A 23,717-nucleotide genomic window follows, 5' to 3' on the forward strand; every position below is an offset into this window, starting at 1 on the left:
ATAATTTGCTTTTAAAATTTATAATTTGTCATTCTGAGGAGTCCGTTTTTATTGACGACGAAAGAATCTCATAATTTAATAAAGAGATTTCTCATCTAAAAAAACAGATTCAAAATGACAAATTTAAGTTTTACGTAATCTAATTTATACATTAAAAATGAAACTTACATTTAAACCTTATACTTTAGAACTTAAGCACACTTTTACTATTTCTACAAATTCAAGAACTACAACTCCGGTTGTGCTTACACAAATTGAATATGAAGGAATTATTGGATTTGGCGAAGCATCGATGCCGCCGTATTTGGGTGAATCGCATGAAACAGTTTTAAAATTTTTATCAAAAGTAAATTTGGAACAATTTAAAGATCCATTTTTAGCTGATGATATTTTAACATATGTTGATAATTTAGAAGAAAAAAATACTGCCGCAAAAGCTTCTGTGGATATTGCGCTGCATGATTTAATTGGAAAATTATTAAATAAACCTTTTTATAAAATTTGGGGATTTAATAAATCAACAACTCCTTTTACAACTTTTACAATTGGAATTGATACCGATGAAATTATTAAGCAAAAAGTTAAAGAAGCAAATGAATATAAACTTCTAAAAGTAAAATTGGGAACATCAAACGATAAAAGAATAATTAATGCAATTCGTTCTGAAACAAATAAAATTTTAGCTGTAGATATAAACCAAGGTTGGACCGATAAAGAATTTGCATTGGATATGATTTATTGGATGAATGAAAATAACGTTAAAATGATTGAACAGCCGATGCCAAAAGAAAAAATTGATGATATTGCTTGGTTAACAGAAAAAAGTCCGCTGCCAATTTTTGCAGATGAAGGAGTTCAAAGATTAAAAGATGTTGCCTCGGCAAAAGGTGTTTATTCCGGAATAAACATAAAATTAATGAAATGTACCGGAATGAGAGAAGCACATAAAATGTTGAATTTGGCAAAATCATTAAATTTACAAGTTATGATCGGATGTATGACAGAAACTTCTTGCGCAATTTCTGCTGCCGCACAATTATCCCCGCACGTTGATTGGGCAGATTTGGATGGAAATCTTCTTATTAAAAATGATCCTTATGAAGGAATTAAAATTATTGATGGCAAAATTTCTTTGAATGAAAATCCCGGAATTGGTTTAAAATTATCTTAGTTAAATTAATTTAGAAATAAATTATTTTAGAGTTTTTTCAACAAAACCTTTCCAAATAAACAAAGAAACTAATTTTAATTAATATAAATTTGCCGTTATTATTGTAATTAGCTCAAAATGAAATTTTTAATTAAAATTTTGTGATTAGTAACACAAAAAATCTGCATTTATTATCATTTCTTAGTGTTCATAAATTTATTATTATGTTAAAGTTATTTGTTGACAAATTCTTATGCAGAAATTTTCTAAAATATTAACCGGTTTTTCATTCTTAGACCAAAAATGGGGCGGAATTTATCCCGGCGGAAATTATTTAATTATTGGATCTAAAAATGCCGGCAAAACTTTGCTTGCTTTAAAAATGATTGAGAATTTCGTTTCAACAAATTTAACCACTGTATTAATAAGTAATCAAAGAATAAAAAATTTAGAAATTCAAGCTTCATCGCTTTATTTTAATATTGAAGAACCAATTAAAACCGGAAAATTATTATTCCACAAAAATGAAGAAATTTTTAAATCGTTGGAATCATTTAAAAGTTTTTTAAATGAAAAAAATCCGTCAGTAATTTTTGTTGATCAATTATTGCAAAATTCATTTTTCAGTTCTGCTGAAAAATATCTTCAAGTTATAGAATTGTTGGAAGAAAAAAACATCACAATTTTTTCAATAAATTCTTTACCTCAAGATGAAAATTCAAAAAATCTTATAAAAGAAATTATTCAATATTCTACCGGAATAATCCAACTTCAAAGAAGTTCGGAAAAAAGAATTTATTCGGGACAAATTACAATTAAACCCAATATTGGTCATATTGAAGGCGAGTTTGAAACAAATTATAAAGTTGTACCGATTAAAGGATTTGTAACTCTTGCTGATAACGAAAATGATTTGTTGAAATTACTTTCCAAAGTAAATTCTGAGTATGACATTTTATCTCAAAATCAAAAATTTGATTACACAATTATTTATGATTTTGAAGAATTCAAACTTTTAACGGAAAGTAGAAAATCTTACGCACAAAAAACAAATTCGCAAGTAAATATTATTATTTATAAAATTAAGAACGAGATTGTTGGCGCAATTGAGTTATGCAGAATTATTCAAAAAGCATTAAATACCGGCGATAAAATAAGTTATAAAAATAGTACGGTTTTTATTTTACCGCAGAATAATGAAGCTGAAGTTGTTGAAAAGTTATTAAAAAATCTTGATAAAAATATTGCGGATTCGTTTAAACATATTCCTGGCATAGAATTTTTAATTACAAAGCGAAAGGAATTTTTAACTCAAACGTTTAATTTAGATTAAAAATATGACCATAACTGAACAAATATTGAATCTTCTTGAAATAAATGAAAATGCTCCGGCTTTGGTTCTTAACCAATTTGCAGATGTTGTTGCAAAAAATGATGTTTGGTCAAAATATTTTGGCAAAGCAGAAACTGGAAAAAGCTTTTATAATATTTTTGATAAAAATACTTCGCTTTTGATTAAAAGTAGTTTGATTGATTCTAAAACTTTTCTAAAAGTTAAAACAAGAGAAATTCAATATTTAGCTTCCGGAGAAATTAAATATTTTCAATTGGTAATTTCACCGTTCAAAATTCAGAATAATTTATATTTCTACTTTTTAATTTATGATGAAAATCATAAAAATGATTTTATTGTTTATCCCACAATTGATGATTTCAGCTATCATAAAAAATATGAATACATTTTCAATTTGTTAAAAACAGCGGATCCGGAAAATCAAATTATAAATAATCTAAAATATTATACTGAAATTGAGAAAGAACCGATTGCATTAAAGGATTTTTCAAATTTTATTTTGATGAACCAAAGTTTTAAATCATTTATGCTTCCGGAAGAAAGTAACCAAGAAATTCCACTTAATGTTAGAATTAAAACAAGCGAACTTTTGCTTATAATTTATTCTCTCGAAAAAGAAATTTTTGATCCGCAAAATCATTTTATCATTGAAAATACTTTTCCAAATTCGGTAAACATTGCAGAAAGTAACAAAATTTTGGTATTTCCATTTATACGAAAAAATGAAACTCTTATAATTGGCAAGCTGGATTTGCAAGCAAAATTCGGAATAGTACCAAAAACGGAAAATCTTAAAAAAGAAGATCAGCAAATTATTAGCGAGCTGCCGACAATTATTTATGATCCGAATAATTTTGAAATTTTAGATACAAATAAACAGTGCGCAGATATTTACGGATATGATTTAGATGAATTGAAATCGATGAATTTAATTGAATTATTTCTTCCGGAAGACATGCAGAAATTATTAAATCCGGAAGTAGATTTAAATAAAATTGAATATAAACAGCTCAAAAAAGACGGAAATGAAATTCGCATAAATGTAAAAAGAGAAAATGTAGTTTGGGCAAATAGAAATGTAATTTTGGAAACAATTCAAATTATAGAAAAAAATACAAATGTAATTTTGGATGAAAAAATTACCGAATTACAAAAGGATGAAGTAGTTAAAGATATTATTGGAAATGGAATTAATGAAGTAATTTCAGAAGAAACAATTTCGAATATTGAAAATTTTGAAACAGTAAAAATTGAAGAAGAAAAAATTCCCGAAGAAATTTTAGAAAATAAAATTATCGATGAAAAAATTGAAGAAATATCAAATGGAATTTCATCTGAAGTAAATAAAATTTCTGAAGAAATAAAAGTTGATGAGAAATTTTCAGAATCAAAACTTAGTATTGAGCAGAAAGAAATTTTAAAAGATAAAAAAGAAATATCGCCGTTTTTATCATTTCTGTTTCACGAATTGCTGACTCCCGTAAATGTAATTTTAGGATTTGTGCAAGAAATTATTGACAGCGTGGATAATCTTTCGGAAGAGCAGGAAGAATCGGCAAAAATAATAAAAGAAAATCAGCAGCTTCTTCTTCAAACAATGAATTCCGCAGTTCAATATGCAAAATTAGAAGAAAACCTTTTGCCAATTAAAGTTGAAGAATTTGATCTCAAAAATTATATTGTTGATATTGAAGAAAGTGTTTCGAGAATTGCAGATAAACAAAATGTGAAATTAAATTTTACGCATTCCTTTGAAAAATTATTAATTAAAAACGATAAACAAAAACTTTTAGCATCAATAAGTTATTTTCTAAAACTCATTTTAACTCTAACCGAAACTAAAGAAATATTTATTTCATTTTATTCAACTGAAGATAGTTTGATAATTTCTGCAAAAGATAAACTTTCCGGAATTTCTAATAATTTGCTGAATAATATTTTAGAACTTTATAATTCGCCGAAAAGTTTTGAGAATAATAATTTTGGATTATCATCAATTGCATTGCGGCTTTCACAAAAATTGAATGATGTAATTTTTGCAAAAGTTACAAATTTAACAACAGATAAAGAGAATACTGCTGCGTTAATAATTCCAAGCAATATTGAAAATAGTAAAAATATTCTTCATGAAATAAATTTTGTAAACCCAATTTTAAATGAAGAAGTTGAATCTTTGAAAGAAATTACGATTGATAAATTAGATAACGATATTGATGAAATTGTAGAAGCAGAAAATGAATTGCATGAGTTTTCAAATGATATGTTTGATGAAGAAAATGAATTATCTGAATTTACTGATGAAATTATTCATGAAGAAAATGACGAAATAAAACTTGAAGACTCGGAAATTATTTTGGAAAATGAAAAAAATAATTCTGCAAATTCTGAAATGAAATATGAAGAAACCAAAATTATTTTTGAAGAACCCGAAATTGCAAATGAAATTGATGAAAGAATAATTGAAGATTTTAGCGAAGAAGAAATTTTAGAAAATGAAATTGAAACTGTAAATGAAGAGAAACCAATTAACAAATTTAAAATTTCTGATATTTCTTGTCTGTTTATTGATGATTCAATCGATTCGCAATTATTATTTAAATCACAATTACATGATTTAAAACATTTGAGTATGGCATCAAATTTAATTGATGCATTACCGCTTTTAGAAAAATTCACATTTGATATAATTTTGGTTGATATAAATCTTAATCATAAGTTTAATGGTTTTGATGCGCTGAAAATTATTCGTCAATTTAATGATTTTAAAACCACACCAATTGCCGCACTTACCGCATATCCATTTGAAGGCGATAGAGAAAAATTCTTAATGTTCGGATTTACAGATTATTTTGTAAAACCATTGTTAAGAGATAATCTGCTAAATTCTTTCGAAAAAATTCTTTCGTAAAGATTTAGAAAACTTTCTTTCAAATTCCGCAAAAAAATAAAAATGTTGCTCAAATTTTTATTCTTGACAATCTATTATTGTGTTAGTAAATTATGCCATACAACTGTATGGTATTTATTTCGCATACAAAAAAGATTAAGAATAAGATTAAGAGCAAGAGTAAGATTGATTCTAATATTTATATAAAATTTTAGTTTTTCGGAAGTTTCTCAAAATATTTTTTTTCACTTTCTTAATTTCTTAATCATAATCTTACTCCTAATCTTACTCATTTTTGTGACTAACCAGCCGAAGGTGTGCTTATGCCAAAAGAATTAACAAAAACTCAGCAAAAAATTTTAGAATTTTTAACGGAATCCAAACTAAAAGGATTTATGCCTACTCTTGCAGAAATTGCAAAAAAGTTTGGATATAACAATCGCTCAACTGTTCAGCAGCATTTGCAAGCAATTGAGAAAAAAGGTTATATAAAAAGGAATTCAAAATTATCAAGAAGTATTGAACTTTTGCTGGAAGATAAATTTTTTATTCCCAAGCCAATTCTTGGTGAAGTTGCCGCGGGAAATCCGTTAACAATTTATCCCGATGCAATTGATACAATTGAACTTCCTACAATTGTGCATATGCCGAATGATTCATTTTTGCTTCGTGTAAAGGGAGACAGTTTAAAAGATGCGTACATTTTCAGCGGAGATGTGATAATTGTAAATCCGAATTTAGAACCAGTAAACGGAAAAATTGTTGTTGCAATTTTAGATGATGCTGCAGTAGTAAAAAGGTTTTTTAAGAAATCAAATTCAATTGAGCTGCATTCGGAAAATCCGAAATATCAGCCAATAATAATTAAAAAGAATTATGTTAATTTTAAATTAGTTGGAATTGTTGTGGGAATTTACAGAAACATGGAAACAATGGTGGGATGAAAAGAGAAAAGCCTTAACCACAAAGAACACAAAGAAAGGCGCACAAAAGTCACAAAGGAAAGAAAAATGAATGAAGATCAATTATCGAATGTTGTAATAGGTTTAGCAATAAATGTTCATAAAAATTTAGGACCCGGATTATTAGAATCGGCATATGAAGAATGTTTGTTTTATGAATTAAATAAAAATGGATTGTTTGTTGAAAAACAAAAACCAATGCCATTGATTTATGAAGAAGTTAAATTGGATTGTGGTTATAGAATTGATTTAATGATTGAAAGAAAATTAATTTTAGAAATTAAATCAGTTGAAGCATTGAATGATGTGCATTTAGCTCAGATATTAACTTATTTAAAATTAGCTGAATGCAAGCTTGGTTTATTGATTAATTTCAATGTAAAATATTTGAAAGATGGAATCAAAAGAGTTATTCTTTGAGTTCTTTGTGAAAAAAAACTTTGTGTTCTTTGTGGTTAAAAGGAGTAAAATGAAAACTAAATTTGTTACATATATTAAATCCCCAATTGGACAAATAAAACTTTCCGCTGAAGAAAATTTTATTACTTCCATTCTTTTCGTTTTTGACGATACAGAAATGGAAGCGGAAAATGTAAATCCGGTTTTAACCCAATGCAAAAAAGAACTTGCCGAATATTTTATTGGAAAAAGAAATGAATTTACCATTCCAATAAAACAAGAAGGAACAGAATTCCAACAAAAAGTTTGGAACGAATTACTCAAAATCCCTTATGCAAAAACTGTATCATATAATTTTATTGCAGAATCTCTGGGTGATAAAAAATCAATTAGAGCAGTTGGCGTAACAAACGGAAAAAATCAAATATCAATTATAGTTCCGTGTCATAGAGTAATTGGTAGCGATGGAAGTCTTACCGGTTATGCCGGCGGATTGTGGAGAAAAAAATGGCTGCTTAATCACGAAAAAGAATTTTCCGGCGAAGAAAAACAAATGGAGATGTTTTAAAAAACTTAACCACAAAGAACACTAAGAAAAAGATTCACAAAGAATATTAACTTTGTGTTCTTTGTGAATAATCTTTGTGTACTTTGTGGTTTATCTTTTCATTCATTTATTTGAGATCAAATGTATATCCAAACAGAAATAAATCTTAAACCTAAAAATCGCGGATTTCATATCATCACTCGCGAAGTAGAAAATGCAATTCCAGAAATGAAAAATATCAAAACTGGGCTTGCAAATATTTTTATTCAGCACACATCCGCATCATTAACAATAAACGAAAATGTATCGCCGGATGTTCGCAGAGATATGGAAAAATATTTTAATAATATTGTTTCGGAAAATATTTCTTATTTTGAACATACTTATGAAGGCACAGATGATATGCCGGCTCATATAAAATCTTCATTGCTTGGACCATCGCTTACAATTCCAATAAAAGATGGGAAATTTAATCTGGGCACTTGGCAAGGAATTTATCTTTGTGAGCACAGAGATTACGGCGGCTCAAGAAAAATTGTAATTACTTTAATGGGAGAATAATTCCCATCGATTTTGTTATAAAATTGTGATACTTTTATTTTAATTGTCTTCAAAAAAGAAAGTATTTATAAAATGAAAAAAATATTATCAATTTTTATCACAGTATTTTTATTTGCTAATGTTAACAAATCTTTTGCTCAATGTTCAGATGCCGGAGTTTGTCAACTTGGTTTTGAGCATGAAGAATCTAATAAAAATTATAATGTTGGAGTATCTTACTCTTTTGGATCAAGCGGTAAAGATGATGATGTAAAATTTCATTCCGCCAAGTTAAACTTTTTCTATCAACCATTTCGCAATACAAAATTAACAGTAATACTACCTTATAATATGCAATCCGGACCATTAGGTGATGTAAGTGGAATAGGCGATTTAATTTTAAGTTTTACCCAAAATATTTTTAGTGATAGAATCCAATCAGCTTCTTTTACCTTTGGCGGAAAAATTGCAACCGGTGACGATAATCAAAAAAAAATACCTCAGATTTATCAAAGTGGATTAGGTACTAATGATTTGTTACTTGGATTAAACTACTCAAATAGAAATGTTATGTTGGGAGTAGGCTATCAAGTTGCCGGAAATAGAAATGATAATTCCGTTACACGCTTAGAACGCGGTGATGATTTTATTGCAAGAGGAAGTTACATTTTTGAGGTTGATAAATTTAATATTTCTCCGCAATTATTATTGATTAAGAGAATTGGTAAATCAAGTGTTTTAGATTTAACAGTTGCTGAAGAAAAATTTATTGAAGTAGAAGATAGCGATCAACTTCAAATAAACTTTCTTGTAAATGCCGATTATGAAATTAATAAAGATATGATTATAACAGCAGAAATTGCATTCCCATTCCTAAAAAGAGAAATAAATGTTGATGGATTGACTCGGGCATTTTCTGCTGGTGTTGGTATAAATTATTCGTTTTGAATGAACCCCAATTTACAAAACTTCATGTAAATTAATTTTCTCTCATAGGGGGAACATTTTGTTAAAATTTTATAGCAATAGTTTAACACAATAAATCACATTATAATTACACCGTAAAATAACTAAACTCAACTTAAAATCTTTTAAAGGAGGATTTACCATGAAAGAAGGATTAATTGAACAACTTAAAACTCAAGAAACATTTTTTATGAACACAATAAGCTGTTTAACTGAAGCAGACTCCAGTTTTAAACCAAAAGAAGAAATGTACACCGTTGCTCAGCATATTGGTCATGCCGCAGAAACAATTGATTGGTTTTTGGAAGGTGCATTTGGTGAAAAAGGATTTAATATGAGCTTTGATGGTTATGAAGAAAGAATGAAAAAATATATTTCGTTTGAAAAATGTATTCAGCAGTTAAAAGATGCTACAGCTAATGGAATCGAAAAAATAAAATTAGCTCCGGAGACAGAATTAATGGCTCCGATTACAGCAGCGATAATGACCGGTGCACCTAAAATGGCTGTTGTTGGCGCAATTGGGGATCACACTGCACACCACAGAGGAGCATTGGCAGTTTATGCAAGATTATTAGGCAAAAAACCTCAAATGCCTTATGGAGAGATGTAATATTTTTATCTGGGTTAATCATAACATTCTGTGTCATCTGTGTTTTATACAGTAAATTTACTTTATGCAAACTCCAAAACTCTATGTTGGTACAGCCGGCTGGTCTTATAAAGATTGGGTTCCAAATTTTTATCCTTTCGATCAATCAAAAGATATTAGCTGGCTTACTTATTATTCGCGTTACTTTAATATGGTGGAAGTTAACTCAACATACTACACATATTTGGCACTGGAAATTTTGACATGCTTCCCCAAAAGAGATCCAGTTGGTCAAAAGGAGAAAAAATATGGGAAAGGTTAAATTTACAACAGAACAAATCATAAACAAACTGCGAGAAGCAGAAGTAATGCATACGGAAGGAAAGAGTATAGATCTGATATGCAAACAATTAGGAATATATGAACAGACATATTACAGATGGCGGAAAGAATATGGAAGCATACGAATAGATTAAGCAAAAAAATGAAAGTATTGGAACAAGAGAATTTAAGATTAAAGAAGATTCGGGGAACTCATAGGGAGATTAAAACCGGAAGATGAAGAATTAAGACGATTAAGAAGAGAGTTGACAGACGTAAAAGAGGAGCGGGACATATTAAAAAAAGTTGTAGGCATCTTCTCAAAACGCGAGTCATGAAATATAAATTTATTATGGAAAACAGAAAAGAATACAGACTTGGGAAGATGTGTAAAGTATTAAATGTATCAAGGAGTGGGTATCATAATTATGTAAAACGAAGGTTGGGTCGACGGGAAAAAGAAGATAGTGTCTTGCTCATGGAGATAAAAGAGATCCACAGAAATTCTCGAGGATTGTATGGAAGTCCGAGAATATATCAAGATCTGCGAAGACGAGGGCTAAAAATCAATAAAAAAAGAGTAGTAAGAATAATGCAAACAAACGGAATAAGAGCCAAAACAAAGAAAAAGTATAAAGTAACAACAAATTCGAATCACAGTTACCCGGTAGCGAAAAATTTAATTGGACAAGATTTCCGAACCACTGGATCAAACAAGATTTGGGTTTCAGATATAACATACATATGGACTAAAGAAGGATGGTTATATTTGGCATGTATACTTGATTTATTTTCACGAATGATAGTCGGCTGGCATATAGATCAAAGACAGAACAGTTTATTAGTAACAACGGCAATTAGAAATGCATTAGTGCAAAGAGGAAAAAATCCCGGAATAATATTTCATTGGGAACAAGGAAGTCAATATGCATCAAAAGAGGTAAGGGATTTACTGGCTGCCAATGGAATAATTCAGTCAATGAGTAGAAAAGGAAATTGTTATGATAATGCTGTAATGGAAAGTTTTTTTCATACATTAAAAACAGAGTTGATTGGTTTTGAGAACTTTCAAACCAGAGAAGAAGCAAAAATGAAAATATTTGATTATATAGAAATATATTACAACAGGCAGAGAATTCATTCTTCAATTGATTATTTTACTCCTGTTGAATATGATAATAACTTAAATTCTAAATTAGTGGTAGTGTAAAAAGTTTTGTGTAAATGGTTAATAAAGAGGTTTAATTAAATGCTGTGAAGCGTAGCGGAACAGCATTTAATTATGCAAAAAAATCACTAACTTATTAACCAAATCCGAAAGGAGATTACACAATGGAGCTCACCGAAAAAATGATCGAGCAACTAAAAGCCGATCTTACCAAAGCAAAAACATACGATGATTTAATGGGTAAAGACGGAGCTATTAAAAAACTATTAGCTGGAACTTTAGAACAAATGTTAGAAAGTGAACTAACCGAACACTTAGGATATGAAAATATTCACCAGTTGGCAAAAACAATGGTAATTATAGAAATGGGAAAACACATAAATCACTCAAGAATGATCCGTTAGCTAACGGACGGTGAAATTGAGATTTCTGTCCCCAGAGACCGCAATGGTGAATTTGATCCAATAATTGTAAAAAGTATGAAAAAACAATTGGGCCAATAGAGAATAAAATCATATCCATGTATGCAAAAGGAATGACAACTCGAGACATACAAACACATATTACAGAACTTTACGGAATAGATATTAGCCCTACTTTAGTTTCGAATATTACAGATAAAATAGTTGTACTTGCCGAACAATGGCAAAATAGAATTCTTGAGAAAATATATCCTATAGTTTTCTTCGACGCTATCCATTACAAAGTAAGAGATGAATCAAAGAAAGTAGTATCAAAGGCTGCATATACCTGTTTAGCGGTTGATATAGAAGGACACAAAGATCTACTTGGATTATGGGTCGGTGAAGCAGAAGGATCAAACTTCTGGCTTAATGTTTTAACAGAACTAAAGAATCGAGGTGTTGAAGATATTTTCATTGCATCAATTGATGGATTGAAAGGATTCCCCGAAGCAATAAATTCTGTTTTCCCAAAAGCTGAAATCCAGCTTTGTGTTATTCACCAAATTAGAAATACCCTAAAATATGTTGCTTCAAAAGACCAAAAGAAATTTATGAATCAACTAAAAGAAGTTTATAAAGCTCCAACTGAAGAAGCTGCTTTATTAAATCTTGACTCTTTGGAAGAAAACTGGACAAATAAATATTCTCTTGCTATCAGATCTTGGAGAAATAATTGGAATAATCTTGCTACATTTTTCAAATATCCCCAAGAAATTAGAACGGTCATTTATACCACGAATGCAGTGGAATCTGTGCATCGTCAATTTAGAAAAGTAACTAAAAACAGAGCTCTTTTCCCAAACGATGATGCTCTTAAAAAAATGTTATATTTGGCTTACAGAGATTTATCTAAAAAATGGACGATGCCTCCGTTAGCTAACGGATCATAATTGGGCGCTTATTCTTTCTAATTTTTCTGTTTATTTTAAGGATAGATTTCAGGAATTTTAATCATGATAAATCCCATTTACACAAATTATTTTACAGACTCAATTAATTCGGAGTTTTTTATTTCTACAATATTAAAAATTATTTCTTCTCAGTTTCTCCTGGCATTTTTCTGCGTTCATGAACTTTATCGATAATTTTATAATCAACCGCTTCAGAAGCTGACATATAATAATCTCTATCGCAATCTTTCATTATTTGGTCCGTTGTTTTGCCGGTATGATTTGCAAGAATTTTATAAAGTTTATCTCTTGTTTTAATCATTTCTTTAGCGTGAATTTCAATATCTGTAGTTTGACCTTGTAAACCTCCAATCCACGGTTGATGAATCATAATTTTTGAATGAGGAAGTGCAAATCTTTTATTTGCTGCTCCTCCGGAAAGTAAAACAGCTCCCATACTTGCTGCCATTCCAACACAATTCGTTGAAACATCCGGTTTAATAAATTGCATTGTATCATAAATTGCTAAGCCGGCAGAAACACTTCCGCCCGGAGAATTTATATATAAATTTATATCTTTTTCGTGATCTTCAGCCTCAAGAAAAAGTAACTGAGCGATAACAACACTTGCAATATGATCGTCAATTGCTTCGCCTAAGAAAATTATTCTTTCGCGCAATAAACGAGAAAAAATATCCATTCCGCGTTCACCACGACCTGATTGCTCAATAACATAAGGAATTAAAGTATTATAAATTTTATCTGACATTTGATTTCCTAAATTTTAGTTTAGCAATATTTCAGAAATTAGTTATGAAAATTATTTCTTATCTTCGTCTGGATTTTCTTTTTCTTTAGTTTTTGTTTCTTTCTTGCTCTTTGCTTCTTTTGCTTTAGTTTCCGGATCAACTTCTTTTGCTTTGTTATTTTCTCTTATAAACTTAAGAATTTTTTCTTCAACTAAAGATTCACTTCTGTTAGAGTCTTTATAATATTTCAATAATTTTTCTACCGGTATATTTATTTTCTCTGATTCTTCTTTTGCCAATTCTTCTAATTCGGCATCTGTAACTTCAATTTTTTCTTTTTCGGCAATATTTTCTAAAATAATTTGCCACTTGGCATTCCATTCTGCTCTTGGTTGCAAATTCGTTTTTAATGTTTGATCATTTGGAATTGGTGATTTATATTGTTTTGCATTTTGTTTCTCAGTTTCCACCAATCTATTTAGAATTGTTTCAACATAATTTTTTGAAGGTTCAAAATCATTATTTTTCACAATTTGATCAAGTAAAGTATTTTCATAAATTCTTTCAGATTGATCTTTGTAATAATTTTCATAATTCGATTTTGTAAAAGCTTTCAATTCATCTAAAGTTTTTGCATTCTTACCGGATAATTCTTCAATTAGTGTTTCAGTAATTTCCGGAGCAACTAATTTTTCAATCTTTTTTATTACGGCTGTATAGTTAAATTCTTCAATATGCTTATGGTCGCCGTGCATATGTTCATCAACAAAAGAAAAACTAAATTCTTCACCGGCTTTTTTATTTTGTGCGTTTTTTGAAATATTCTCATTAACTTTTTTATCACTTAAATCAATTACAATATTTGCACTTTTGTTTCCTTCTATATCTTTTCCTTCAGAATCAACTCTTTGTAAATCAACTGTAATTTTATAATTGTTATCTGTAATTTCTTCGGCTAATTCATAAGTTGCTTTAGATTTTAATAAATTAGTTACTTCTGCTTCAATATCTTCATCACGAACTTTAAATATTGGTTTTTCAATTTCTAATCCGGTATAATTTTTAAGATCCAAAGTTGGTTTAACTTCGTATTTAACTTTGAAATTAAGATACTCATTCATCTCAAAATTTAACGATGTCATTTGAGGCATACTTAGCGGTTTTAGATTTTGATCTTTTACAATATCCCAGAATTTTTTGTTGGCAATTTCTTCACTGGCTTTGTATTCTATTGCATCGCCGTAAACTTTTTTTAGCATTGAAAGTGGAACTTTACCTTTTCTAAAACCGGGCATTACAATACTTTTTCGTTCTTTGTTATAAGCTTCTTCCAACTCAACTTTAATTTCTGAATAATTTAAATTTACTTCAAGCTCATGCTCAGTATTGTTTAAAACATTAACTTTTGCTTCCAAAAAATACCTCAAATAATTGTTTAAAAAGGAGGAAAATTGGTACGAGAGGGGGGACTCGAACCCCCACACCGTGAGATACTAGATCCTAAGTCTAGCGCGTCTGCCAATTCCGCCACTCTCGCAAAAAATAAAGCGTAAATTTACAGTAATTTTAAGTGATTTACAAATCTAATACATATTAAATAGATTTAGTATTTAACTAAATTCTTTAGTTTTTATTGCGAATATTAAAGTATAAATAAAATTTTATTGCAATAAAAAATTTCTTCTATTATTTAATAGAGACAATAAAAACAAGTGTTATACGTCCCTTGTTAAAATTTATTTGGAAAATTTAAAATAAAAATATGTTTGAATTAGCCCCCAATCCATATTCAGACCCAATCAAGAAATTCCATTCTGAATTGAAAGGAATTCAATGGAAACCACCTTTTATACTTCAAACAATTCAAGCAATTATAAGTTCAATAATTTTAGTTGTATTATCATTATTTTATATTACAGTTGGAGTTGTTGCGCAAATAAGTACTACTTTTTGGGATTTAATCTTAGGATTAGGCGAAAAAATGAGTTTTTCGCAGCCAATTGAAAGTACTGCTTATGCAATTGCTTTGGCCTTATATTTCATTTTATTTTTGCCTTTTTTCATACTTCAATCTCCAATTTGGATGTGCGGTTGGTTAGCAACTAAAATTGGATTAAAACCATTTATTGCAATTGTTTTTATTTTTACAGTTGCAACAACAATATATTTTTACACACCGGAAACAGCCACTCAATCTTATGCAAAAATTATTGAGTTTCAAGATTCAATTAGAAAAGAATATTTTGCTCAAGATTCGGTTAATGTTATAGCAACCGAGGAAATTGCAGAAGAACCGGAAGAACTTCCTAAAAAAATAAGTAAGAAAAAACTTAATTCAAGAAAAAGAAAATAGTTTACAATTATAAACTATTTGCCATTGTTAGTAATTCAAAATCGAATTATATTACGATATAAGTTTTGTTATTTTAAAATGTGCGGTTAGCAAAAATTATTCTTTAGAATAAATTCATTTCCTAATTTGGAGGTGGTTATGCGCATTGAAACTACTCGAGATATTTTAGATCATTCCAAAAAATTTCATCAAATAATTGCCGATTATTACAGAAAACTAAACCAAAGTGAAGATAAGGAAAGAGTAAAACTTTTATTAAATTATCTTGAAGAAAGAGAAACTCAAATTGAAAAAACGATTTCAGAATTGGAAAACTCGGCATCGTCAAACATACTTAATTCATGGTTTCCGCATAGTCAGTGTAAAACAAAGCTAGAGGTTTTATCAACTTTGGTGAGCGAAGAAAAAATTTCTGTTGATGAATTAATTGACCTTTTTGTTTATTTAGATAACTGCTTGATCGAATTATATACCAAACTTGTTGATAATGCAGAAAATGTGGATGTTCAAGAATTCTTTAAAAGTTTAAGTAAATTAGAAGAAAATCACAAAATAAAATCTTTAAAAAGTGCTTCTCAATTTGAAGATATATAGATTTCAAAATTTACAATACTAAAAGTAATTTATTTTCTATTTTGTATAGAACTTCTATATTTAGCACATCAAAATAAATATTAAGGTTATTCATGGATAAGTTTGTAATTCAAGGCGGAAATCCATTAAAAGGATCGGTTGAAGTTAGCGGAGCAAAAAATTCAGCTTTAGCTTTAATGCCTGCTGTTTTATTAAACAATGGCGTAAATAAGATTACAAATGTTCCGGAAGTGAATGATATTTTCACAATGTCAAAACTCCTAAACCAACTAGGAGTAAAATCAGAATTTAATAATCAAGAATTAATATTAGATTCTAAGAATATAATTTCTCAAACTGCACCATACGAACATGTCAAAAAAATGCGTGCATCAGTATATGTTTTAGGTCCGCTTTTAGCAAAATACGGATACGCTAAAGTTTCTTTACCTGGAGGCTGTGCTTGGGGTCCAAGACCAATTAATTTACATTTAGAAGCCATGAAAAAGTTAGGAGCCGAAATTGAATTAGATGAAGGTTATATTATTGCAAAAACAAAAAAACTTATTGGAGCAAGATTGAATTTTGATATTTCCTCAGTGGGAGCAACCGGAAATGCTCTTATGGCAGCGGTTTTAGCGCAAGGGGAGACGATAATTACAAATGCTGCTGCAGAACCGGAAATAACTCAATTAGCACAATTTCTTGTTTCAATGGGCGCAAGAATAGAAGGAATTGGTTCTAATATTTTGGAGATTGAAGGAGTTAATAGTCTTTCTCCGGCAAATGTTTATAATATTCCAGATAGAATTGAAGCCGGAACTTTGTTAATTGCCGCTGCGATGACGAAAGGAAAAATTGAACTTACAAATTCCAACTCAAAACATCTTAATTTAGTTATACAAAAACTTGAAGATTCCGGTGTTAAATTATCTTATAATAATAATTTAATGACTTTAGATGCAAGTAATATTGAAACAAAAAGTATTGATGTTACGACCGGAGTTTATCCCGGATTTCCAACAGATATGCAAGCTCAGTGGACTTCTTATATGGCCATTGTAAATGGTTCTTGCAAAATTACAGATACAATTTATTTGGATAGATTCAAACATATTCCTGAACTTAACAGATTAGGTGCAGATATTGAAATTTTAGGAAACAGCGCAATTGTTAATGGTGTGAAAAAATTAAAAGGTGCAACTGTAATGTCGACTGATTTAAGAGCGAGTGCTTCGTTAGTTTTAGCCGGATTAGTAGCTGAAGGAACAACTGAAGTTTTAAGAATTTACCATTTGGATCGCGGTTATCAAAGAATTGAAGAAAAGTTAAAAAAACTGGGAGCACAAATAGAAAGAGTTAAAACTAAAGAATTTTAACAATGAATATTTCTGATAAATAGTTGAGCAAAATTACCAAATCCATAATACCAATAAGTTCTATATTCTTAATTGTTGTAATCAATTTAATTTTTACAAAGTTTCCGTTATTAAATTTGCTTGGTTACGAATCAAGCGCAGTTAACGGAATTATTTTCTATTTCATTTCTGGAATTTATCAATTCTATTTAAGTATAAATTTTGCAAATTTTTCAATTCCAAAAATTTCTAAACCAAAATATTTTTATCCAATCATAATCATTTTGCCATTAATAATTTTAATTATTTCAACAATTTTATGTCAAAAGTGTCCAATTTCTAATGGAATTTATTTCTATCTAATTTTGGCAATTCCCTCAATTCTTGTTGGAGCAGCAATTGCAGAGTTAGCAATTTATATCTCAAACAAATTTAAGTTTATCATTTTCGCAATAATTTCTATCATTTTGCTATTAGGATTTATTCCGGAATTATATTTCAATCCCCAAATTTATTTTTTTAATCCTATTTTTGGTTATTATCCCGGTGTAATTTACGATCAAAATATTCAGATTTCCGATAAACTTATTTTGTATCGATCAATCACAATTATTGTTTCTTTAACAATTTTAATAGTTTTGAAATTTAAAGATAACTTTAATTATAAATCGCAACTATATGTAATAATTATAATTATGCTGTTATATTTAACTTCAGATTTTACAAAACCTTTTTTCAAATTTTCAACAAACTTAAGCAGAATTGAAAATGAATTACAAGGTAAATTCGAAAATGATAATCTTCTAATTTTTTTTCCAAAAAGTATAAATGATAAAGAGAAAAAAATTCTAATTGCAGAACACTTTTATTTTTTAGAAAAAAATAATCGTTTATTAGGAATTAACTTTGACGAAAAAGTAACTTCAATAATATTTAAATCGGGAGCACAGAAAAAGAAACTTTTCGGATCACAATTCGCAGATGTAACAAAACCTTGGCTAAATCAATTTTATATTAATTTTGATAATTACAAAAATAGTTTAAACCATGAATTGCTTCACGTATTTTCTAAAAAATTTGGTAAAGGATTTTTTAATCTTCCAACTAATTATAATCCCGGTTTAATTGAAGGTTTTGCAACTGCATTTGATAATAATTTTGATGAATTTGATATCGATTATTTTGCGTTTTTAGGTTATAATAATAATTATAAAATTTCTTTAGAAAATTTGTTTACAAATTTCAGCTTTTTCAGCAATGTTTCTTCGCTTTCATATATTTATGCCGGATCATTTATAAAATTTTTATCGAAAAAATATTCGACTGAAAAAGTTTTAGAATTTTATGCAAACCCGGATTTTGAATTTGTATTCAAAAAAAATATTCAAACTTTGGAAAACGAATATTTTAATTATTTGGAAAATCTAAATTTTGATGTGAATATTCACAAAGCAAATTTATATTTCGGAAGAATTCCGTTGGTTAAACAATTTTGTGCGCGAGCAATGGAAAAAGATCTGCAAAATGCTTGGGAATATTTTCATTCAAATAATTTCGAAGAATCGGAAAAATTATTTCGTGAAATTTTTAATTACTCCGATTCTTATGCTGCGCTTAATGGAATTGTACAAAACAAAATTAAATCTCAAAACTTCGCTTCGGCAATTCAACTTTTAGAAAATGAAAAACCAAATTTTCAAAAATCATCTTACTATTATAATATTGAGTATTTATTGGCATTTTTATATGGAAAAACAAAAAATATAAATTCTGCAATTGCAAATTATGATAGTTTAATTTTACAAAATGTTAGTGAATTTTATACAAATAGTTCAGTAGTTTATAAAACAATTGCGAAAAATGATTCTTCAGTTTTTAATAAATTTCTTGATGAAGAATTTTCGCGAAAGAAAATTATTAAAAGTTTTTTAAGTAAAAATGATGATAAAATTTATCAATATTATATTGATAGATATTTGTTAGAAAATATTGATACTTTGGATAATTCCGAATTAGAAAATGAAATGAGCGAAATTGAAAAATCTTTGAAAAGATTTAAACCAAGTTCCGATTTGTATTTTCTAATATCAAAGTATTTTTATAAAAATTTAAACTTTCATAAAGCAATTGAATATTCTAACTTGGCTTTAATAAATGCAAAAAAAGAAAAAAAGGAAATATTAGAAATATTTATACATAAGATGAATTGGATGAAAAATAATATTTATATTTTAGAAAGTTATGAATTTTAGAGAATTTTTAAATACTAAGGATTTTTTCAAAATTATTTCCGAACTGGCTTCAGATCAAAATGTAAAAGTTTTTATTGTTGGCGGTTTTGTAAGAGATTTAATTTTAAATAGAGAAAAACATGAAATTGATTTTCTCGTTATTGGCGATGGAGTTTTATTTGCTGAAAAATTAGCGGAAAAACTTGGTGAGAAAAATGTAAATATTTTCAAAAATTTTGGAACCGCACATTTCAAATATCAAAATATTGATTTTGAATTTGTAGGAGCACGTAAAGAATCTTATAAAAAAGAAAGCAGAAATCCGCTTGTGGAAATTGGAACTTTTGAAGATGATATTAATAGAAGAGATTTTACAATAAACACTTTGGCAATTTCGCTAAATGAAGAAAATTTTGGTGAAATGATTGATAAATTTAACGGAATTGAAGATATTAAAAATAAAATTATCAAAACTCCGATTGATCCAAAAATTACGTTTGATGATGATCCTTTAAGAATTATGCGCGCATTTCGTTTTGCGGCTCAACTAAATTTTGAAGTCGATGAAAAAATTTTAATTGCCGCAGAAGAATTATCTGAAAGATTAAAAATTGTTTCGCAAGAAAGAATTACTGATGAATTTTTTAAAATTTTGGAATCCGAAAAACCTTCAATAGGATTAAAACTTATGCAAAACACAAAAGTTATGCACGTAGTTTTTCCTCAAATTGCAAATTTAGCCGGAGTTGATCAGAGAAAAGATTTTCATCACAAAGATGTATTTCTTCATACTTGTCAAGTTGTAGATAATATTTCTAAAAATACAAATGATGTTTGGTTAAGATTTGCGGCTTTGGTTCACGATATTGCAAAACCTCAAACCAAAAAATTTATTGAAGAAATCGGTTGGACTTTCCACGGGCATGAGGAACTTGGTGCGCGAATGATGAAATCAATTTTCAAACAATTAAAACTTCCTTTACACAAACTAAATTATGTTGAAAAACTTGTGCGTTTACATTTACGACCAATTGCATTAGCATCTGAAGAAGTCACGGATTCAGCAGTAAGAAGATTAAGCGCAAATGCCGGAGAAGATTTAGATGATTTAATAACGCTTTGTCGTGCAGATATTACAAGTAAAGATCAAAACAAAGTTTCTAAATATTTGCAGAATTATGAAAACGTAATGAAGAAAGTTAGAGATGTTCAAGAGAAAGATAATCTTAGAGCTTTTCAGTCTCCGGTAACTGGAAATGAAATAATGGAAATTTGTAATCTTAAACCTTCAAAGAAAGTTGGTGAAATTAAAACTGCGATTGAAGAAGCCATTTTGGATGGAATAATTCCCAATGAATATAACGCCGCATTTCAATATTTGATGAATATAAAAGAAAATTTTCTCAAATAATGCAACTGGTAAGAATATTAGTTGTAAAATAAAAAATAATATTTTGTAACTTTTCTGTAATGCTTTCGTCATAATAACGTATGACTAAAATTTATAAGCTCAATTAACTAAAACTGGAGATTAAATATGAGTAGGATTTGGTTAGTGTTCATCTTTCTGATTAGCACAAATCTATTTGGTCAAAAAATTTTAACATTAGAAGAAGCTGTTAAAATTGCACTTCAAAGAAATTCAAACTTAATAAAAAGTAAAAATGCATTAGAAATTGATAAGTCAACAATTAAAAATGCTTATGGTGATTTATTGCCGGACTTGGGAGTAAGAGGAAGCTGGGGTTGGCAAAGAGTAAGTGATGCGGGCGGTATGCAAATTGATTATTTAGGTAATTCCATTAACACTCCGGAATCGAAAACTGATACAAGAAATTATAGTTTATCTGCTGGCGGAAATATTGTACTTTTTGATGGTTTGGCAAATTATGCAAGAATTTCTCAAGCTCAAGATAATTTAGAATCAGCAGAATTCAGTTTGGAAAAATTGAAACAAGACATAATTTACACAACCACAACTCTTTACTATTTAATTGTAAGTAATGAAGAATTAGTAAAAGTTAGAGAAGATAATGTAAAGTTCAATCAAAAATTACTTGAGCAAATTCAAGAGAGAAATAAACTTGGATCAATTCCAATTGCAGATGTTTACACTCAACAAGTAAGTGTAGGAAATGCTCAACTGCTTTTAATTCAAGCTCAAAATGATTATGAAACCGCAAAAAATAATTTTCTTAATTATTTAGCTTTGGATATTTTTGAAAATTATTCAATGGTCGATCCTTATTCAACATCAAATTTAACGGAAGAAGAATCTCTGCTTAAAGATTTTAACAATATGGAAACGATGGTTAATGAAGCAATTGAATCCAGAGCAGATTACAAAAGTGCAAAACTTTCTTTATCTGCTGCAGAAAAAGGTGAAACAATTGCACAATCCGGATTGTTACCTTCACTTTCCGGAAATTATTCATATGGAACAAGCGCAACAAAACCGGATGCACTTTTTGATCGACAAAATTACAATGTGGGATTGACTTTAAGTCTTCCTATATTTTCAAATTGGAGTACAGAAGCAAGTATGCAAATTGCAGAAGTTAATAAATTAAATCTTCAAGAAGATTTGTTAGCATTAGAAAGAACAATAAAAATCGAAGTAAAAGAGAGTTACCTAAATTTAGTTGCTTCCAAAAAACAATTAGAAGTTACTAACACAAATATTATTGCAGCAAAAGAAAATAGACGCGTAAATAATGAAAGATATAATTTGGGTTCCGGAACTATTTTAGACGTACTTCAATCAGATAAAGATTTAACACAAGCATTAAAAGATAATATAAGTGCTAAATTTCAATATTATCAATATAGAGATAAATTGATGAATGCACTAGGTAAATTAGAAATTGGAAAATATCTATAAAATTGGTTAAAAGGAGATTTATCAATGGGTAAAGTTAACAGAAAAAAGTCAAAGAAAAAGTTGTTTATTTTTGGCGGACTTGGACTTTTATTACTGGTTGTAGTATTATTAGTTTTGTTTAGCGGTGATAAAGAAACTATAGTTTCGGTACAAACTGAAAAAGTTACAAAACGAAATATTACGCAAATAGTTTCTGCAAATGGAACAATCGATCCGGTAGAGAAAGTTGAGTTAAGACCTGAAGTAACTGGAGAAATAGTAGAATTACCGGTAAAAGAAGGTGATAGAGTCAAAAAAGGTCAATTATTAATTAGACTTAAACCTGATCAGTATATTGCGCGAAGAAATGTTGCAAAAGCAAGTTTAAATTTAGCTGAAGCTTCATTAAGGGAACGCGAAGCAACATTAACAGAAGTTGAAGCAAATTATAACAGAACTAAAGAATTATACGAGAAGAAATTATCTAGTGATTCTGATTTGGAAGCTGTAAAATCTGCTTATATTGGAGCAAGATCCAGAGTTGAAGCTCAAAAAGCTTCTGTTCAGCAAGCTCAAGAAAATTATAATGATGCTGTTGTTGAACTTGACAAAACTGCAATTTATGCACCTTTGGATGGAACAGTAAGTGCTCTTAATGTTGAAAAAAGCGAACGTGTTTTAGGAAGCTCATTTAGTCAAGGTACACATTTGATGACAGTTGCGGATTTAAATCAAATGGAAGCAATTGTTGAAGTAGATGAAAATGATGTTGTACTTATATCAATTGGCGATACAGCAACAATAGAAATTGATGCATTTGGCGAAGAGAAATTTACCGGAGTTGTAACTCAAATTGGAAATAGCGCAAAAACTTCAGCAACCGGAACACAAAATGAAGTTGTAAATTTTGATGTGGAAATTAGGTTGGTAAGTCCGAGTGAAAAAATTCGTCCTGGAATGTCTTGCGATGCGGATATTAGAACTGAAACTAGGAAAAATGTTCATTCAGTCCCAATACAAAGTGTAACTGCAAGAATGCCAAAGAATAATGCAAAAAAAGTGGAAACAACAAAACCTGAAGAAAATGGAAAGTCCGAAGAAAACAAAGAGAAAGCAAAACCAGTAGAAGTTGTATTTGTTGAAGAAGGCAATTTAGCCAAAATGGTTGAAGTAAAAACCGGAATTAGTGATGATACTTATATGGAAATTAAAAGCGGCTTGAAAGAAGGGCAAATGATTATAAGCGGTCCATATAAAGCAATTTCTAAAGAATTAAACGATAGCACAAAAGTTAAAATTACAAATAAACGCGGTGAACAAAAACCCGAAGACGAAGAAGAAAGTAATTAACCA

At 29.0% G+C, this 23,717-nt stretch carries 21 protein-coding genes, 1 tRNA gene and 1 pseudogene; 20 read left to right on the forward strand and 3 right to left on the reverse strand.

The window, feature by feature from the left end; translation table 11 throughout:
- Window positions 1–157: 157 nt before the first annotated feature.
- The 13 genes and pseudogenes from IPH62_14920 to IPH62_14980 all read left to right on the forward strand — a co-directional run bounded on the left by IPH62_14920 (window position 158) and on the right by IPH62_14980 (window position 12,301).
- Complete coding sequence (locus IPH62_14920; protein MBK7106565.1) at window positions 158–1,171, forward strand: dipeptide epimerase; 1,014 nt, start codon at window positions 158–160, stop codon at window positions 1,169–1,171.
- A 232-nt stretch (window positions 1,172–1,403) separates the two neighbouring features.
- Window positions 1,404–2,483, forward strand: a complete 1,080-nt coding sequence (locus tag IPH62_14925) for a hypothetical protein (protein ID MBK7106566.1) — start codon at window positions 1,404–1,406, stop codon at window positions 2,481–2,483.
- 4 nt (window positions 2,484–2,487) lie between these two features.
- Window positions 2,488–5,412, forward strand: coding sequence for a response regulator (locus IPH62_14930; protein ID MBK7106567.1), 2,925 nt, complete (start codon window positions 2,488–2,490; stop codon window positions 5,410–5,412).
- A gap of 302 nt (window positions 5,413–5,714) precedes the next feature.
- A complete protein-coding gene (gene lexA, locus IPH62_14935) occupies window positions 5,715–6,335 on the forward strand; it encodes a repressor LexA (protein MBK7106568.1) in 621 nt (206 codons plus the stop codon).
- Between the two features lie 66 nt (window positions 6,336–6,401).
- Window positions 6,402–6,773, forward strand: coding sequence for a GxxExxY protein (locus tag IPH62_14940; GenBank protein ID MBK7106569.1), 372 nt, complete (start codon window positions 6,402–6,404; stop codon window positions 6,771–6,773).
- Between the two features lie 49 nt (window positions 6,774–6,822).
- Complete coding sequence (locus tag IPH62_14945; protein MBK7106570.1) at window positions 6,823–7,320, forward strand: methylated-DNA--[protein]-cysteine S-methyltransferase; 498 nt, start codon at window positions 6,823–6,825, stop codon at window positions 7,318–7,320.
- 120 nt (window positions 7,321–7,440) lie between these two features.
- Complete coding sequence (locus tag IPH62_14950) at window positions 7,441–7,860, forward strand: YjbQ family protein (protein ID MBK7106571.1); 420 nt, start codon at window positions 7,441–7,443, stop codon at window positions 7,858–7,860.
- Between the two features lie 72 nt (window positions 7,861–7,932).
- Window positions 7,933–8,787 carry a hypothetical protein gene (locus tag IPH62_14955; GenBank protein MBK7106572.1) on the forward strand — a complete coding sequence of 285 codons (855 nt, stop codon included), beginning with the start codon at window positions 7,933–7,935 and terminating at the stop codon, window positions 8,785–8,787.
- A gap of 160 nt (window positions 8,788–8,947) precedes the next feature.
- Window positions 8,948–9,418 carry a DinB family protein gene (locus tag IPH62_14960; protein MBK7106573.1) on the forward strand — a complete coding sequence of 157 codons (471 nt, stop codon included), beginning with the start codon at window positions 8,948–8,950 and terminating at the stop codon, window positions 9,416–9,418.
- Window positions 9,419–9,482: 64 nt separating this feature from the next.
- Complete coding sequence (locus IPH62_14965; protein ID MBK7106574.1) at window positions 9,483–9,719, forward strand: DUF72 domain-containing protein; 237 nt, start codon at window positions 9,483–9,485, stop codon at window positions 9,717–9,719.
- A complete protein-coding gene (locus IPH62_14970; GenBank protein ID MBK7106575.1) occupies window positions 9,706–9,873 on the forward strand; it encodes a transposase in 168 nt (55 codons plus the stop codon). The genes IPH62_14965 and IPH62_14970 overlap by 14 nt, the downstream gene beginning before the upstream one ends.
- Before the next feature lie 89 nt (window positions 9,874–9,962).
- Complete coding sequence (locus IPH62_14975) at window positions 9,963–10,928, forward strand: IS3 family transposase (GenBank protein MBK7106576.1); 966 nt, start codon at window positions 9,963–9,965, stop codon at window positions 10,926–10,928.
- A gap of 122 nt (window positions 10,929–11,050) precedes the next feature.
- Window positions 11,051–12,301: pseudogene (locus tag IPH62_14980) on the forward strand (IS256 family transposase).
- Between the two features lie 78 nt (window positions 12,302–12,379).
- Here the strand turns inward: IPH62_14980 and clpP are convergent.
- The 3 genes from clpP to IPH62_14995 all read right to left on the reverse strand — a co-directional run bounded on the left by clpP (window position 12,380) and on the right by IPH62_14995 (window position 14,526).
- Window positions 12,380–13,009: an ATP-dependent Clp endopeptidase proteolytic subunit ClpP gene (gene clpP, locus IPH62_14985; protein MBK7106577.1), complete on the reverse strand. Its 630-nt coding sequence runs from the start codon at window positions 13,007–13,009 to the stop codon at window positions 12,380–12,382.
- Between the two features lie 51 nt (window positions 13,010–13,060).
- Entirely contained in the window at window positions 13,061–14,404 is a 1,344-nt protein-coding gene (gene tig, locus IPH62_14990; protein MBK7106578.1) for a trigger factor, read from the reverse strand.
- 37 nt (window positions 14,405–14,441) lie between these two features.
- A tRNA-Leu gene (locus IPH62_14995) sits at window positions 14,442–14,526 on the reverse strand.
- Window positions 14,527–14,751: 225 nt separating this feature from the next.
- Between IPH62_14995 and IPH62_15000 the strand changes: the two genes are divergently transcribed.
- From IPH62_15000 to IPH62_15030, 7 genes are all read left to right on the forward strand, one after another.
- A complete protein-coding gene (locus IPH62_15000) occupies window positions 14,752–15,342 on the forward strand; it encodes a hypothetical protein (protein ID MBK7106579.1) in 591 nt (196 codons plus the stop codon).
- A gap of 138 nt (window positions 15,343–15,480) precedes the next feature.
- Window positions 15,481–15,936 carry a hypothetical protein gene (locus IPH62_15005; GenBank protein ID MBK7106580.1) on the forward strand — a complete coding sequence of 152 codons (456 nt, stop codon included), beginning with the start codon at window positions 15,481–15,483 and terminating at the stop codon, window positions 15,934–15,936.
- Window positions 15,937–16,028: 92 nt separating this feature from the next.
- Entirely contained in the window at window positions 16,029–17,294 is a 1,266-nt protein-coding gene (murA, locus tag IPH62_15010) for a UDP-N-acetylglucosamine 1-carboxyvinyltransferase (protein MBK7106581.1), read from the forward strand.
- A 23-nt stretch (window positions 17,295–17,317) separates the two neighbouring features.
- Window positions 17,318–19,525, forward strand: coding sequence for a hypothetical protein (locus tag IPH62_15015; protein MBK7106582.1), 2,208 nt, complete (start codon window positions 17,318–17,320; stop codon window positions 19,523–19,525).
- Window positions 19,515–20,915, forward strand: a complete 1,401-nt coding sequence (locus IPH62_15020) for an HD domain-containing protein (protein MBK7106583.1) — start codon at window positions 19,515–19,517, stop codon at window positions 20,913–20,915. The genes IPH62_15015 and IPH62_15020 overlap by 11 nt, the downstream gene beginning before the upstream one ends.
- 126 nt (window positions 20,916–21,041) lie before the next feature.
- The gene (locus IPH62_15025; GenBank protein ID MBK7106584.1) at window positions 21,042–22,385 is read left to right on the forward strand and encodes a TolC family protein; all 1,344 of its coding nucleotides are present in this window, start codon (window positions 21,042–21,044) and stop codon (window positions 22,383–22,385) included.
- A gap of 24 nt (window positions 22,386–22,409) precedes the next feature.
- Window positions 22,410–23,714 carry an efflux RND transporter periplasmic adaptor subunit gene (locus tag IPH62_15030; GenBank protein MBK7106585.1) on the forward strand — a complete coding sequence of 435 codons (1,305 nt, stop codon included), beginning with the start codon at window positions 22,410–22,412 and terminating at the stop codon, window positions 23,712–23,714.
- The last annotated feature ends 3 nt before the right edge of the window (window positions 23,715–23,717 follow it).

It is taken from the genome of Ignavibacteriota bacterium, from assembly GCA_016708125.1.
In the GTDB taxonomy this organism is placed as follows: domain Bacteria; phylum Bacteroidota; class Ignavibacteria; order Ignavibacteriales; family Melioribacteraceae.